Source organism: Fluviicola taffensis DSM 16823 (assembly GCF_000194605.1).
In the GTDB taxonomy this organism is placed as follows: domain Bacteria; phylum Bacteroidota; class Bacteroidia; order Flavobacteriales_D; family Crocinitomicaceae; genus Fluviicola; species Fluviicola taffensis.
Genome location: NC_015321.1, coordinates 3876672 through 3892476, shown reverse-complemented (window position 1 = coordinate 3892476; position 15805 = coordinate 3876672). Strand labels below are relative to the sequence as shown.

The window sequence follows — 15805 nt, the reverse complement described above, 5'->3', positions numbered from 1 at the left end:
TTATTTTTCTGCTAATTTAATAGCTTTTTCCAAACTAATACGCTCTCCATTTTGAAAAGCTACAACAAATGCGTGAGGAAAATCCTTTTGTCGGATTTCATTTTTATAACTATTCGCTGCAGCAAAGTCATTCACAAACTCTCCTACAGTATATTTATATAGTTTATCTTGCTGATATTCAAATACATTATGTTTTTTAAATCGCGCAGAATTCGAATTTATTTTGCTCTCAGACGTTTCAATTTGTACCCGAAACACAATTTGATCTTTACCTTCATTTTTTTCAACCAAAGGAATATTATTATTCGGTTGTGGTCCTCTTGTTTTATAGTCTACTCCTTCTAATTCTGCTTTGTATTTTTCAAATGCTGTAAACATTGCTCCCGCCATTTTTTTCTGACCAGTAGAATCGGCTAAAAATTTCTCCTCTTCCTTATTGGTCAAAAATCCCGTTTCAATCAATACACTTGGCATTGTTGTTTTGTACAAAACCAGAAATCCAGCTTGTTTCACTCCCCGATCATAGCGACCAATTGCCTTAAATTCTCCTTGTAACTTGTCCGCAAATACAATAGACTGATCTAAAAAAAGAGAAAGTTGGAGCTGACGTGCAATAATCGCATCTGGTGACATATCGAAATCCTTATATTTTTCTCCTTTATCAGCTTCTAAATAAATCGTACTATTCTCTCGATCAGCAATTTTAGCTTGCGCATCTGTTTTGTGAAGTCCTAGTACATACGTTTCGGTTCCAGAAGCGCTGGGTGAAGCAGAATTCGCGTGAATACAAATAAATAAATCTGCATTTGCTTTGTTGGCAATTTTAGCGCGATCATCTAATTCCACAAAAACATCTTTATCTCTGGTGAAAACCACTTTTATTTCAGGATATCCTTCTTTTATTTTCCGACCTAGTTCTAATGCCATTGATAGACACACATTCTTTTCGTGAGCTGAAGAACCATGACAACCAGGATCTTTTCCACCATGACCAGCATCAATCACAACTGTTCTAATTGTTCCCTGAGGCTTAATAACGGTCGTTTTTTTTGCTCCTTGAAATCCAAAAAGCATCGCGAAGGGTACTAGAATCACTAGCCACCTTAACCATTTCAAACTATTTTCTAACCGGTTCATTTCAAGATATATCATTTCCAATCTAAAATTACAACCCTTTCTGTAGCAATCTTTAGACCAATTAGGAAACTTATCTATAGTTAAATGTTGAAAAATCAATTTAAATCCGAAAAATGCAGTTTTTAGCACGACTTTTGTTAACTCGCTTTCTTTTTTAGCAAAGAAGTTGCACAAACTGTTATTTATAATCAAGTAAACGTGTGTAATTTCGTAGCTTTGTGCCTTCGCTGTAGCTTTAGCACAAGCGTTGCAAACGTTAATACAAGTATTGAAAACAAAAAAGGACACTTTCCTGTTTTTTTCTGCTGCAATTAGAATTTGTTTCTTCTTGCTCATTTGTATTTCCCCAGTTTACGCATTGAGCCAGCCAATACCAGAAGACTCTACTAAACTGCGTAAAATCTACTTGAATGACACTGACTTTGAATCCATTATTACTTATTCCGCTAGAGATTCCATTTATTCTGATTTGAGAAAGCAACAAGTTCATTTATATGGTGATGCTAAGTTGAATTATGAAGGAGTTGACATGTCGGCTGACTATTTATTAATCGATTTAGAGAAAAATGAAGTGCTGGCAACATTCACTGTTGATTCTTTGGGACGAAGAGTTGGAAAACCCTTGTTTATAGATAATGGAGATACGTTAAAAGCAGCCTCTATTCGCTATAATTTCGATACCAAAAAGGGATATATTCAAGAAGCAGCCATCAAGCAAGATGAATATTACTTGACGATGGAAAAAGCCAAAAGACACGCGAATGATGAAGTTCATTTTGTGAAAGGAAAATTTACAACCTGTAATTTAGAAGAGCCACATTATCATTTTGGACTGTCAAAAGCTGTCATGGTTCCAGATGAGCGGATTGTTTCTGGACCAATGAATCTTTGGGTAATGGGCGTTCCTACTCCACTTGGACTTCCTTTTGCAATCATTCCACTAAAAAAGAAAAAAGAGCGCACAAATGGTTTTATCATGCCGCAATATTCCTTAATTTCTGCTTATGGAATGGGGCTTCAAGATTTAGGGTACTACTTCCCTATTTCTGAACGTTTGCAAACAATTGTCTACGCTACTGGATTTACACGCGGAAGTTTTGGATTTAGAAATTATTCAGAATACGCTACTCGTTATAAATACAATGGGAACTTCGACTTAGGATATACCCGATTTAGATTTGGATATCCCGATTCAACTGTTTTCAGTACCACAACTGTTCGTTGGACACACAACCAAGACGCGAAATTGAATCCAAACTGGTCGTTTACTGCAAATGTGAATTACAACTCTAACTCCACCAACAAACAAACATTAAACACCCAAAATAATCCGCAATACTTCAACAACACCTTAAATTCGGATATTCGTTTAGGAAAACGATTCGGCTCCTTGCCCATTTCTGCTGATTTAAAACTGAGTTTGAGACAAAATTCACAAACACGTATCATTGATTTAACCTCTCCAATTTTCAACTTTCAAACAACCAATCGGATTTTTCCATTTAAGCGAGTCAATAAAGTCGTCGGTTTTAGTTATGCAAATGAGTTTCAAAATAGATCCTCATTCAAAGATCGTTATTTGAAAAATGGAAATTTTGATAGTATTGGACAAAATTTCAGGAATGGGTTCACTCAAAACTTCAATGTTCAAGCAACATTCAGCGCATTAAAAAACACTCTTCGTATCACTCCTTCAGTAACTTACAAACAGATTTACAATTTCCAGTCCATTCAAAAAACAGTGGATACTGTTACAAATTTTGCAATCATTGATACTATTGGAAAAGGAGGATTTAGCCATTCTTTTAATTCAAGTGTTTCTGTAACTTCAAATTTGTATTCATACTACCGATTCATTGGTAAGCGTAAAACGATACTCCGTCACGTTATGACACCGACCGTATCCTTCAATTACGCACCAGCTATTCAACAAGGAATTACTAGTTATCAGGACACCTCAGGAAGAGAAATTAAATACAGCAGATACGAAGGAAGTTTGTATTCTGAATACCTCACAAAATCGTCAGGAAGAATTATTTTCGGAGTAAATAACACCTTCGAGTTAAAACAAAAGAGTGCAAAAGACACAGTAACGGGCTTCAAAAAGCTACGCTTAATTGATAATTTCTTCTTGAATACAGATTATGATATTTTTAAAGATTCGATGAATTGGGGTAACTTAAACATGAGAATGGTCATTAATCCCAACGAATTCATCAATCTTACCATTACAGCAAATCACAGCTGGTATTCTTGGAATGATACAACTGGTGTCACTAAAAGACAATTTGCAATCAAAGAAAATCAAGGTATTGGTCGGATAACTTCTGCTTCGTTTGCAACATCTTTGATACTAACAACTAAAAAGAACAGAGACAAGCTCCAAAACATCTCTAATGAAATGGCTAATATTTGGAACCCTCAGTACCAACAATGGATGCTGAATCCCAATCAAATGGTTCATTTTGATATTCCATGGAAACTAACCATTGATCATATTTTTGGGTTGAATTTGAATACAGACGTTCTAACCTACCGAGGGAAACACTACCTCCCTACCAACACAATCAATGTAAGTGGAGATGTGAATCTGACTCCAAATTGGAAAGTTGCAGCCCGACTGATGTACGATATTCAAACGCGATCAATAAGTAACTTCAACATTAATTTATACCGAAATATCCATTGTTGGAATGTCGTTTTCAATTGGACACCCATCGGAACAAACAAAAGTTTCACAGTCGGAATTAGAGGAAATGCTTCCATGTTGCAAAATGCAAACATCAATATCCGTAAACCACCTATCGTACTCAACTAATTATTTAAATTTCCTAAAAATTGTGACGTCAACTAAAAATAGTTTGTATTTTTCAATCAAAACAAACTACTTTGATTCCACTGCAAATAAATAAACAACCCAGTCCAAAAAAAGGGGATTTACTACTTTCAGAGCCTTTCCTCATGGATAGTAATTTTTCGAGAGTTGTTATTTTATTGTGCGAACACAATGAAGAAGGCAGCTTTGGATTAATCCTCAATAACACGCTTGAAATAGACGTAAATTCTATCGTTACTGATTTCCCAGAGGTGAAAATTCCTGTAGGATTTGGAGGCCCCGTTGAACGGAGTCAACTCTTCTACATGCATCAAAATGAGCAAATTGAAGGCTGCACGAAAATTGGAAAAAACCTATATCTCGGAGGCGATTATTTAGAAATAAAAGATCGGATAAAAAAAGACGAGATGACTGCTTCCAACTTGCGTTTCTTTATTGGATATACTGGTTGGGGCAAAGGACAACTTCAGGAGGAAATCGATGAATTAAGTTGGGTTGTAATGAAAGCACCCGATGATTTGAATGTTTTCAATGCCTTTGAAGATGAATTGTGGAGAGATTTAATTCTACAATTAGGCGGGAAGTATAAAATAATGGCTGATTATCCATTAAATCCAGCAGACAACTAGGGAGAATTATCTTATTTTTGGAGCAAGGTTCAAAAACAGGTTCAATAAGTTCCAAAGGTTGAAAAAGTTCAAACCTTGGAACCAATGGCTACTCTGAATTGAACTCTTTGAACATTTAAACCCTTTGAACAATATAGAATAAGATGAGTACTCCTCTTGCAGAACGTATGCGACCAAATGAATTGTCTGAATATATTGGACAACGTCATTTATTGGAGGAAAATGGAGCATTGAAAAAGGCTATAGAATCGAAAATATTGCCGTCTATTATCTTTTGGGGACCTCCAGGAGTTGGTAAAACCACTTTAGCCAATCTTCTTGCAAAGCAATTAAACAGACCATTTTATACACTTTCGGCTATTTCTTCGGGAGTAAAAGATATTCGCGAAATCATTCAAAAGGCTGAAAGTCAAGGAATGTTTCAAACAAGCGGAGCTGTTCTATTCATCGATGAAATTCACCGTTTTTCTAAATCACAGCAAGATTCCTTACTTGGAGCTGTGGAAAAAGGAACAATTACGTTAATCGGTGCAACAACAGAGAACCCTTCATTTGAAGTTATTTCAGCACTCCTTTCCCGTTGTCAGGTTTACACCTTGGAAAGCCACACCCTAGAAGATCTTTTAGAGCTCATCAACCGCGCAATCAAACAAGATATCCTTCTTTCCAAACGGAAAATTGAGTTACGCGAATACAAATCACTGATTGCAGTTGCTGGCGGTGACGCCCGTAAAATGCTCAACTTACTAGAACTTGTTGTAAACACCTTTTCACCCAGCGAAACAGCAATTATTACTGATGAATTGGTGAATCAACTGGCGCAGCAACGTGTTCGTTATGACAAAGACGGAGAACAGCATTATGATATCATCTCAGCATTCATCAAATCCATTCGCGGAAGTGATCCAGACGGTGCAGTATATTGGCTTGCACGAATGATTGAAGGTGGAGAAGATCCGAAATTTATCGCACGAAGATTACTCATTTCAGCCGCCGAAGACGTTGGCTTAGCAAATCCAACAGCATTAATCATGGCGAACAATACATTTCAAGCAATTCAAGTGATTGGATGGCCAGAAGCCCGAATTATATTGTCTCAATGTGCTATTTATCTGGCAACATCTCCCAAAGGAAACGCTGCTTATATTGCTATTGATGAAGCCATTTCAACGGTGAAACAAGATCCAAACGCTCCTGTTCCACTTCATTTGAGAAATGCACCCACCAAATTGATGAAAGACTTGGGTTATGGAGCAGAATACCAATACGCACATGATTTTCCTGGAAACTTTGTCTTTCAACAATACCTTCCAGATTCCTTGAAAAACAGAACATTTTTCCATGCAGGAAGCAGTGCTCGTGAACAAGAAATTAATAAGCAACTACAAACGCTTTGGCCTAATAAATTTAAAAAATGAGTCGAGTAGCTTATTATTTATTCGTTTACCCGCTTTCAAAGCTTCCATTGTGGTTTACTTATCGCTTTTCAGACTTCTTTTTTCTCCTTTTAATAACCGTATTTCCCTACCGCAAAAAAGTAATTGAAGGAAATATTTCTCGTTCTTTTCCAAATCTATCCATTCAGGAACAAAAACGCATCAAACGCTCCTTTTACAGACATTTCGCAGATATGCTTCTGGAAGGAGTGAAAAATTTAGGAATTTCAGAAAAAGAATTGCGTAAACGTTTCGTAATCAATAATCCTGAAATGATGCAGGAATTATACAATCAAAATAAAAGTGTATTGCTAGTTTCGGCTCACTATATGAATTGGGAATGGATGATTACTGGTCAAGATTTATTCTTTCCGCACAAAGCCGTTGGAATTGGAATGCCGTTAACAAGCGGTTATTGGGACAAGAAAATCAATACACTTCGATCACGCTTTGGAATGCATGTTATTCATGCAAAAAATGTCAAAGACGCCTTCAACTCCTATTTAGAAAAAGGAATTCCCACTGCAACATTAACGCTTAGCGATCAAAGTCCAGCAGATTCTCTAAAATGCTACTGGATGACGTTCTTGCATCAACAAACAGGAGTACTTTTTGGAGCTGAACAGCTAGCAAACACCTATAATCAGGCCGTGGTTTTTTACCTACCAAAGAAGATTAAACGTGGCTACTACGAAGTGGAATTACAACTACTCACAGCTGAACCGAGAAGCTTAGCTTGGGGTGAAATTACGGAAACTCATGCTCGTTTATTGGAACAACGAATTATGACTGAGCCTGGTCCTTGGTTGTGGTCGCACAAACGCTGGAAAAGAAGTGTTCCTGATAATATCCCAAAATTAAAAGAAGAACAACGTGAGAAATTTAATCGTCATTTTAGGAGCAATACTAATTTATAGCACTAGTTTTAGTCAGGAAATAAAATCTATTGACACACTGCATTTTACAAGTGAAAAATCATACTCCCGTGCACTTGCTCGCTACTCCAAAAACGAATTGGTATTTGGAACTTCCAAGACCGGAGTAATCCTGTATAATGAAAAAACTAAGAAAACAAAAACACTCATAAAACCAGTCAATTCTGGAGAGTTCAGAGATGTAATCGTTGATGAGAAGAAAATCTATACTTGTGTAAGTGGCGATTCTGGGATTATTTACAAAGTGAATGGAAAAAAAGTCTCCGAACTTTACCGGGAAGCTTGTTTTATTGACGATATCGTTCTTAAAAATCGTGAATTGATTCTGCTCAGCGATCCAGTTGACAAAGAATTATACATCAAAACCATTCATACTCAAAAAGGATATTTTTACCAATACGGTCCTTTCAAAACCATTCAGGGAGAAGCCTATTATGCAGCCAGTGGCACAACTGCACAGTTAATTGAACACTGGTATTATCATGTCTCAGGTGGGCCGAATAATGCCACTTTCTATCGCAGAAGTACTTTTGAATATCGTGAAAACATAACCTCTCAATTACCGCTACCCAAAGCCGAAGGTGCTGGGCCGTTCTCCATTTTCATGATTGACGAACAAAATGGTTCAATTGTAGGTGGAAACTATACAAAACCAGACACATCTGATTCTACGGCATGTTACACTTCTGATGGTGGAAAAACCTGGCTTCTTTCTGAAAAACAACCAAACGGTTATCGTTCTTGCGTTACTGGAAATACAAAAATACTCTTTGCCTGTGGCACAAACGGAATTGATTATTCTATTGATGGCGGGAAAAACTGGAAATTTTTGATGAAAGGGAATTTTTGCGCATTGCTTTTGGAGGAGAATACCTTATACGCAACAACGAATAAAGGATATTGTTTAAAAATAAAAATGCAGATGAAATAAAATGTAGGCACGCGAAGCATCGCGTGCCTACATTTTATTTCATTGCCGCCACAGCAGCCAATAATTTCTCCTTGCTCTGCTTACCTACTAATTTCTTTACCAATTTCCCTTCACCATTGATAAATAGCAAAGTTGGATAACCTGAAATAGTATATACTCTAGAAATAGTTGGGCCATCCGCATCATTTTCAGCGTCAATCTTTAAATTGATAAACTTATTGTTGAATAAATTTCCAACTTCAGAGTCTTGAAACGTTGTTGCAGCCATTTCTTTGCACGGTCCACACCAAGTGGTGTATACATCAATAAAAATCAATTTTCCAGTAGATTTGGCTTTCTTGATTGCCTTTGAAAGTGTCATTTTATCAAACTTGATTCCTGATGAACCAAAACTAGTAACAGAGCTTGTTGATACTGAATTTTCAATTGATTTGAATGAAAGTCCAATAAATGCAAGCCCAATTAAAAACAATAAAGTAAATTTCATCTGTGATTTATTATGAGTCATAATCTTTGGTTAAATTTAGCAATTATAATTCCTAATTGCGATTCCTAATTTTGAATTAGCATGAATCGCTCAATTTTTGTTCCAAACGGATGGCCTTCGAAATAAATTATATCAATTGTTCTGCGGAAATACAAAATAAGATTCATTCAATTGTGCAATTATGGAACAATCAATCACCATTTTACGACGTTAAAACAAGTGGATCAACTGGAATTCCAAAATCCATTTCCCTCACTAGAAAACAACTGGAATCTTCCGCAAAACGAAGTAATACCTTCTTTCATTTAGACGAGAAATCACATGTTTTTATGTGCATGTCTCCCGATACTATTGGTGGAAAAATGCTTATAATCAGAGCACTCGTTGGAGATTATGCACTTGATGTGATTGAAGTGCGTGCAAATCCTCTAGTTGAATTGGAGCAAAACAAACATTATTCGTTTATTTCCCTTGTTCCCTATCAAGTAAAATGTATTCTAGAAGAAAATCCAGCTAGATTGAATCAGTTTGATCAGATTTTATTAGGGGGAATGGGGCTTTCAGTTGAACTTGAAACCACACTTCTCAATTTCAAACCAGCTATCTATATTGGTTTCGGTATGACTGAAACTGTTTCCCATATTGCTTTACGTAAACTTGGAAGTCCTGTTTATGAAGCTCTAAATGGTGTGGAGGTTGAAACTTCGAACGATTGTTTAGTCATCACAGATACGGAACTTGGAATTCATCAAATGCAAACGAATGATGAAATTGAACTCATTGATTCAACACATTTTAATTGGCTTGGAAGAGCGGATTTTGTGATTAATAGCGGAGGAATAAAAATTCACCCCGAGAAACTGGAACAAGAACTAGAGCCACTGATTTCGACACCCTTCATCATTGCTGGTTTGCCACATGAATCTTTTGGCGAAGAATGTATCTTAATCAGCGAAAAAATGCTTCAGGAGGCAGACTTTTTGAAAATTCAGACTATCATTCAGGAAAAGTTTGGTAAATATGCAGCTCCAAAACGTCAAATTGAACGAGCGATACTAAAAACCGAAAACGGAAAAATTCGTCGGAAAGAAATGCTAAATCTACTTTTGAATGACTAAAGCTGAATGCTTTCGATTATTGGGATTGCCCTCATCAGCAAGTGAAGCAGAAATACGCAAGCAGTATAAAAAAATGGCTTTGCGTCTTCATCCTGATGTGAATCCAGATCCATTGGCTCACGAAGCATTCATCAAACTTACCAAAGCAGTTGAGATTATACTTAATCCCGATTACAAAGAAGAAATTATTACTTCCAGAAGTTCTCGAAAGGCATCAACTAATGAATCAGACGAAGATCGTTTGGAGCGCATGCGCGTCGCCAAAATGCGTTACGAACAGCAAAAGATGCAGCAGGCAAAGGATAATGATGTCTACTTCAAATCACTGACTTCAGGGATGCGTTGGAGTATTTACAAATACATCATGCGTATTTCAGTAGCCCTTTCATTGGCAATGACTTTGGAATTCTTTCTTCCTGTTCACTATGAGACAGACGTTTTAAAAGGAAGTTCAAAATCCTTGAATAGCGGAATTTTGAAGAGTAATATCACCCGAATTGAATTGGAAAACAGAGGGAATTACTTTGTTCAAAACACACCTTACGCTTGGATGAATTGTTATCCTGAAGTCATTATCGAAACGACTTGGTTTCTGCACACTCCGCTAAAAATGATTACTACAGATGATGTGAAACGATATAGAACACATTTCGATTTTCACCTTGGAAGTATTCGATTTGGGTTGATCATCTTCTTTCTAATCCCACTTCACCCCTATTTGATCCGCAAAAAAAGGGTTAGCTTTTCTTTTCTGTATCAGTTTTCCTTTTGGGGAATTGGATTCGTGATAACCTATATTTTATTGACCCAAGGAAGATTGATCCATTTAATCAGCTTTGGCTTTCTATGAATTATTTCTTCATAGCGCGATCCATTTCACGTCTATCGTCTTTCGCCTTCAAATCATGACGTTTATCGTGTAATTTTTTACCCACTCCAGTAGCCATTTCCAATTTCAGCCAACCTTTTTCAGATAAAAACAATTTCAAAGGAACAATCGTATTCCCTTTTGTTTTTAGCCATTTTTCAAGTTTCTTGATTTCTTTTTTATTCAGCAAGAGTTTTCTATCTGAACGAGCCATGTGGTTGTAAAATGATCCGTTTTCATAAGGTGAAACGTGCATATTCCGGATAAAAACCTGTCCGCTTTCAACAATACAATATGCTTCAAGGATACTCGCTTTCCCGTTACGAATACTTTTTATTTCCGTACCTGACAAAACCATTCCAGCGGTGAAAACTTCATCTAACTGATATTCAAACCGCGCACGTTTGTTCTTAATATTTACTTCGTTCTTAGACATGATTTAATTGAGCCTCTTTTTGCCCCCATTCTTTTAATCCTCTGTAAAAATAGTAAATCGTACAGAACATAAGGATATGACTCAAATCATCTTTGTTTAACCACTTATGTACATCTAGCTTGAAAATGAAAATAAAAGCGGAAGGTGTTAAAATAATCACCCCGATAATCATGTTTTTCAAGAATTTTGCCTGCTCACTGCGTTTCATTAGGATAAAGGCATAAACCCCAGTATAAATAATGTAGGTCAAAATCGCATCAATTGCAACAAATATGAACTTTTGAGTCAGTATTGCAGCTACGCAAAGTCCGATACTCTTGATCCAAATAATTGGAAATGCATATTTTTTCGGATTGGATACTCCTTTAATTTTAAGCATTCCCGTTGCTGAAAAGGAATTAGCAACACATCCCAAAATCCAACACGGATACTTTCCGAAAAAGCCTGTATAGTTGAAAAATAGATGCCCCAATCCACCAAAAACGGTAGATATTCCGAAGAATAGGTAAAAAGCTCTCCAGTAAAAATTAGCTTCATTTTTAAATTTCCCCAATTTAGAGAAGGCAAAAAAGCAAAAACCAGCAATTATCCAATTAAAAAGCAATGCCATTGGTTCTTGCAGATGTAATCCTAAAAATTCAAATTGTATTTTTTCCACGGTGCAAAAGTACTGTTTCATGCAGGAAAACACAAATTCATTTCATGTTTGATGTCTAAAACTTTCAATTAGATTGGATTTTTCCAGTCTTCAAAGCAAGTCAAAATACGTACATTTGAGGCGATGAATATTCCTTCAAAATATGTAGAAGAAGCAGTTGAACAATTCAGCTCATTACCAGGAATTGGAAAACGTACTGCATTGCGCTTGGTTTTGAATTTATTAAAAAGGAATCCGGAAGAATTGGAGCGCTTTGGGGATGTTTTACAACAATTAAAGACTCATGTACAAAGTTGTTCTTCTTGCGGAAACATTTCCGATACCGCTATTTGCTCTATCTGTGCTAATGAGAAGCGAAATCATCGCTTAATTTGTGTTGTAGAGGATATTCGTGATGTAATGGCGATTGAAAGCACTGGAACTTACTTGGGGATTTATCATGTCTTAGGAGGCATTATTTCACCGATGGATGGAATTGGTCCGAATGATTTATTTATTCAACCATTGGTAGATAAATGTTCGCAAGGTTCTGTGGATGAAATCATCTTAGCACTTAGTCCAACCATGGAAGGCGATACCACAAACTTCTTCTTGTACAAAAAAATTCATGCAACAAACGTTCAAATCACGACCCTTTCTCGCGGAATTGCAGTAGGTTCAGAAATTCAATACGCGGATGAAATTACCTTGTCGCGATCAATTCAGCAACGCATTCCGTTTCAATCATAATACAATTAGTCCATTATTTTCTTGCTCAGAAATAGATAAATAGTATATTTGAATATACTTCAAACTAAGAACTATGTTAAAAGAATTTAAAGACTTTATCTCTCGTGGAAATGTTGTGGACCTAGCCGTTGCAGTTATTATTGGTGCAGCATTCGGTGCAATTGTAACATCTTTAGTTGCTGATATTATTACACCATTAATTTTACAACCAGTTATTGAGAAAGCTGGTGTTGCAAATTTGGCAGAAGTTAGTTGGAATGGCGTTTTATACGGAAAATTCCTAGCAGCTGTTATTAACTTTTTTGTGGTAGCATTTTGTATCTTCATGATTGTTAAATTGATGAACCGAGCAATGTCTTTACGCAAGAAAAAAGAAGAAGAAACACCTGCTGCTCCAGCTGAACCTTCCAATGAAGAAAAGCTTTTGATGGAAATTCGGGACTTACTGAAAAATAAGTAACTAGGAGTTTAAAAACGATGTAGATAAAACCGTTTTTACACCCATTCACTAATTGATTTGATAGAATTATCATTCAAACTTTTGTGGATTTGAAAATTTATATATCTTCGTTCGAAACAATTGTCCATTTCAGGGCATAAAAAGTGAATATTTAAATACCAATGACAAGTATTTTTGTTGCAAAACTAGATTTCAACACAACAGAGGAACAGTTGAAATCCCTTTTTGAAGATTATGGTAAAGTGAACCGCGTTACCATTGCAAAAGACCGTGAAACTGGCAAGCCTCGAGGGTTTGCTTTTGTTGAAATGGCAGATGAATCTGAGGCTGATAAAGCAATCGAGGCATTAGACGACTCTTCTGTAAACGGTAGAAATATCGCTGTAAAGAAAGCTGACGACCGTGCTTCGGGAGGAAAACCATCAGGTGATAACAATCGCTCTGGTGATAGACCTGCTTTTCGACCAAGAGAAGATCGTGGTCCTGGATCGGATTCAAAACCAGATGAAGGACGACCAAGTAAACCAGTTTTCACTAGTCCTGATGACATTTCTCCTTCCAAGGTTGAGCGTAAAAAGGAAAAAGATGTTCCGCGCGGAGGAGGAAAAGATGCCCCTAAGAAACCAAAAATGGAAGCTTACCGTAAAAGTGGTAAAGACAACCAATTTTTGAACGACGATGATTTATCGGATGAAGAATTGGATTTATTCGGAAGAAACGGAGAAGAAGACGAAGAAGAAGATTATCGTAAATACCTAGTAAATAGCGATGATGATTCTGAGGAAGACTACGACGATGAGGACGAATGGGATGACGAAGAAGATGATAACGAATAAAAATTAATGAAAATCCTGACTTACAAGTCAGGATTTTTTTCTTTGAAACCACTCGAATTCCTTTTAAACATTGAGTTGTTCGCAATATCGCGAACTTGCAACTTTCAGTAAAAACTCCAAGGGTTTGATAGTCTCTTTTTAACAATTTATTCCTCAGACTCCCCCTCCTTTTGGTTAACAAAACACAAGAGCCAATTGTAAATCCATATTTTTTCTTACTTTTGTTACAACTGGGGTCGACATTGGATTTGACAGCGATCGAGATTTCGGTGGGAAGCATGCAGAGCGTTGTAGTGAAGCTCTTTAATATCTTGCTGCGAACCATAATTGACAATACGTCATACGCACTTGCTGCTTAATTTACTAGGTAAATAAGGCTTAATCCAGTGGAAGTTTAGTACACGGACAAGTTTCTCCTCTGCACGATTCTGATTTTCGATCAGCAGGCCAAGGGGAATCATTTTAGAAAATCTGGCACTGAGCGAGCTTCGCGCAAGGTGTGAGATCTCAGAAGCTAAGGTTGGATCTTGGGTGTTTTTGTCCGAATTCAACTCGAAAACTAATCAAAAAATAAGCATGTAGAAGACATTCGGAACCATTGTTTGGACGAGGGTTCGAACCCCTCCGACTCCACTCAAAAGCCTGTAAGTATTTGATTTACAGGCTTTTTTATTTTAAACTGTCAGTTTTACTGTCAGAAACCCCAGTAATGACCAGAGTTTTTCACCAAAAATTAGAAGACCTTAAAATATTTCTTCTATTTTAAGGCTCTTAGTCTCTAGGTTAAGTAAACATTATGAAAAAAAATCGTTTTGAATCTAACGACACTTGGTTCTATGTAGTCGCTTGTATCATTTTAATGTCGATGCTATTTTCTGATTTGATAAAAAAGATAATCGTGATTGACTGGATTCGCTATGCTCTATTGATCTTACTTCCGACGTTTCTAATTATCCTTATAAACAAAACTCAACGAAAAAAGAACATTGGAGTAAATGATAAAGACGGTGAGCAATTAGTTAAAAGGCATTTTTTCTCTAAAAAGAAAATTCTTAGGTGTATTTTATTGATTTTAGTATTCTTAATTCTAATTGTAGCCTTGGTCAAGCTCTGTGGAGTAATGCTGGATTGCGAATATTCAGTTTTTCTACTTCTAAGCTTGTTTCTATTTGGGTTCTTAGCAATAGAAATATACTTATTTACTAAGGCATTCTCTTACATCTCTCGAAGATTTCAAAAAGATAAAAAGATTTTTTTTTCAATATCAAAGTGGAGGATTTGGGAGAGCAGCTCATTTACTCAATTCTTATCAATAACTATTCTTGTTACGATTTTCAGTTGGATTTTTTCAGGTCAGTTATTTATGAATTGGGTAAATGATAAGTTTACCAATCCTGATGTTTTAGCAAAAAAATATTATCACGAATCGATAACAACCTATAGAGTAGGTGCAGTTTGTAGCGATGGAACAGGTAGCTTTGCAACTGGTTCAGGCGCATGTTCCCACCATGGTGGTGTATCGTATTGGGTGGAAGACACTATTTATAACAAAAGCCTAGAACGATGTAAAAAAGAAGCTAAAGAATTTTCGTGGGTTGATTAATATGAGTCTATTCTAAGAGTTGGTAGACCTTAATAAAGTTGCACAGTTATAGCTCTTCTGTTTTTATAATGATTTGGTTTGTTCGGGATAATTTAAGGCTGTAAAGAAGAAAATTGAATATTTTTATGATATGAAAGACAATGACTTACAATTAGATGTACAAAGACGTTTGAATGATGGTACAAGTAAATTTATCTATTATATTATTGCTTTAGCCGTTGCAGCAATTGGATTTGCAGTTAATAAATCCTTTGGAAAAAAACCAGAAGGAAGTGATTTCTGGTTAATGGGTGCAGTTATTTTATGGAGTCTTTGTATCTATTCTGGATTCAGATTTAACATTCACACATTCACACAACTTTCAACTAGTAACGCTCAATATGATCTGGTAAAAGAATATAATCTTTTAGAAAATAGTGAAGACTTGAAATTTGTCAATGATAAATATTCTGAAATATTAAATGGAATCTCGAAGAAAATTGACCGTGCTTTTAATGATTGCATTTTTACTTTCTTTTCTGGGGTTATCTTTTTCGCTGTCTGGCATATTCTAATGATGTTTAATTCCCCTGTTTCAGCACCTGATATTCATCCCAATGTTAAGAAAGTACAAGAAATACATATTCAACATCATCCTGATATTTTAAGCCCCGACACTGTAAAATAATTCTAAATTTACGGCAACAAAACTATTTGCTTAAATTTA

The 15805-nt window shown here is 36.1% G+C and carries 16 protein-coding genes and 1 other RNA gene; 13 read left to right on the top strand and 4 right to left on the bottom strand.

Annotated elements, in window-relative coordinates; all coding sequences use genetic code 11:
- Positions 1–1137 (bottom strand): N-acetylmuramoyl-L-alanine amidase family protein, encoded by a 1137-nt coding sequence (locus tag FLUTA_RS16930; protein ID WP_043024410.1) that lies wholly within the window; start codon positions 1135–1137, stop codon positions 1–3.
- A 268-nt stretch (positions 1138–1405) separates the two neighbouring features.
- Between FLUTA_RS16930 and FLUTA_RS16925 the strand changes: the two genes are divergently transcribed.
- From FLUTA_RS16925 to FLUTA_RS16905, 5 genes are all read left to right on the top strand, one after another.
- On the top strand, positions 1406–3955 hold the full coding sequence (locus FLUTA_RS16925) for a putative LPS assembly protein LptD (protein WP_169312099.1): 2550 nt from the start codon (positions 1406–1408) through the stop codon (positions 3953–3955).
- Between the two features lie 71 nt (positions 3956–4026).
- The gene (locus FLUTA_RS16920; RefSeq protein WP_013688123.1) at positions 4027–4602 is read left to right on the top strand and encodes a YqgE/AlgH family protein; all 576 of its coding nucleotides are present in this window, start codon (positions 4027–4029) and stop codon (positions 4600–4602) included.
- A 143-nt stretch (positions 4603–4745) separates the two neighbouring features.
- The gene (locus tag FLUTA_RS16915; RefSeq protein ID WP_013688122.1) at positions 4746–6020 is read left to right on the top strand and encodes a replication-associated recombination protein A; all 1275 of its coding nucleotides are present in this window, start codon (positions 4746–4748) and stop codon (positions 6018–6020) included.
- Positions 6017–6955, top strand: a complete 939-nt coding sequence (locus tag FLUTA_RS16910; RefSeq protein WP_013688121.1) for a lysophospholipid acyltransferase family protein — start codon at positions 6017–6019, stop codon at positions 6953–6955. The genes FLUTA_RS16915 and FLUTA_RS16910 overlap by 4 nt, the downstream gene beginning before the upstream one ends.
- On the top strand, positions 6912–7904 hold the full coding sequence (locus FLUTA_RS16905) for a WD40/YVTN/BNR-like repeat-containing protein (RefSeq protein ID WP_013688120.1): 993 nt from the start codon (positions 6912–6914) through the stop codon (positions 7902–7904). Before FLUTA_RS16910 ends, FLUTA_RS16905 begins: the two co-directional genes overlap by 44 nt.
- A 34-nt stretch (positions 7905–7938) precedes the next feature.
- On the opposite strand, the gene FLUTA_RS16900 is transcribed toward FLUTA_RS16905, so the two are convergent.
- On the bottom strand, positions 7939–8391 hold the full coding sequence (locus tag FLUTA_RS16900; protein WP_013688119.1) for a thioredoxin family protein: 453 nt from the start codon (positions 8389–8391) through the stop codon (positions 7939–7941).
- A gap of 110 nt (positions 8392–8501) precedes the next feature.
- On the opposite strand from FLUTA_RS16900, the gene FLUTA_RS16895 reads away from it, so the two are divergent.
- Positions 8502–9509, top strand: coding sequence for an AMP-binding protein (locus tag FLUTA_RS16895; RefSeq protein ID WP_013688118.1), 1008 nt, complete (start codon positions 8502–8504; stop codon positions 9507–9509).
- A complete protein-coding gene (locus tag FLUTA_RS20990) occupies positions 9502–10359 on the top strand; it encodes a J domain-containing protein (protein ID WP_013688117.1) in 858 nt (285 codons plus the stop codon). Before FLUTA_RS16895 ends, FLUTA_RS20990 begins: the two co-directional genes overlap by 8 nt.
- A 1-nt stretch (position 10360) precedes the next feature.
- Here FLUTA_RS20990 and smpB read toward each other — a convergent pair whose 3' ends face one another.
- Together smpB and FLUTA_RS16880 are read right to left on the bottom strand one after the other, a co-directional pair.
- A complete protein-coding gene (smpB, locus tag FLUTA_RS16885) occupies positions 10361–10813 on the bottom strand; it encodes an SsrA-binding protein SmpB (RefSeq protein ID WP_013688116.1) in 453 nt (150 codons plus the stop codon).
- Positions 10806–11471 carry a DUF6962 family protein gene (locus FLUTA_RS16880; RefSeq protein ID WP_148235461.1) on the bottom strand — a complete coding sequence of 222 codons (666 nt, stop codon included), beginning with the start codon at positions 11469–11471 and terminating at the stop codon, positions 10806–10808. Before FLUTA_RS16880 ends, smpB begins: the two co-directional genes overlap by 8 nt.
- 123 nt (positions 11472–11594) lie before the next feature.
- On the opposite strand from FLUTA_RS16880, the gene recR reads away from it, so the two are divergent.
- The 6 genes from recR (at position 11595) to FLUTA_RS16855 (ending at position 15766) form a co-directional block, all read left to right on the top strand.
- Entirely contained in the window at positions 11595–12200 is a 606-nt protein-coding gene (gene recR / locus FLUTA_RS16875) for a recombination mediator RecR (protein WP_013688114.1), read from the top strand.
- A gap of 73 nt (positions 12201–12273) precedes the next feature.
- On the top strand, positions 12274–12660 hold the full coding sequence (gene mscL, locus FLUTA_RS16870) for a large conductance mechanosensitive channel protein MscL (RefSeq protein ID WP_013688113.1): 387 nt from the start codon (positions 12274–12276) through the stop codon (positions 12658–12660).
- Positions 12661–12821: 161 nt separating this feature from the next.
- Positions 12822–13496: an RNA recognition motif domain-containing protein gene (locus FLUTA_RS21230; RefSeq protein ID WP_013688112.1), complete on the top strand. Its 675-nt coding sequence runs from the start codon at positions 12822–12824 to the stop codon at positions 13494–13496.
- Positions 13497–13728: 232 nt separating this feature from the next.
- Positions 13729–14132: a transfer-messenger RNA gene (ssrA, locus tag FLUTA_RS21225) on the top strand.
- A gap of 160 nt (positions 14133–14292) precedes the next feature.
- Positions 14293–15099 (top strand): DUF3761 domain-containing protein, encoded by an 807-nt coding sequence (locus FLUTA_RS16860; protein WP_013688111.1) that lies wholly within the window; start codon positions 14293–14295, stop codon positions 15097–15099.
- A gap of 130 nt (positions 15100–15229) precedes the next feature.
- The gene (locus FLUTA_RS16855) at positions 15230–15766 is read left to right on the top strand and encodes a hypothetical protein (RefSeq protein ID WP_013688110.1); all 537 of its coding nucleotides are present in this window, start codon (positions 15230–15232) and stop codon (positions 15764–15766) included.
- The last annotated feature ends 39 nt before the right edge of the window (positions 15767–15805 follow it).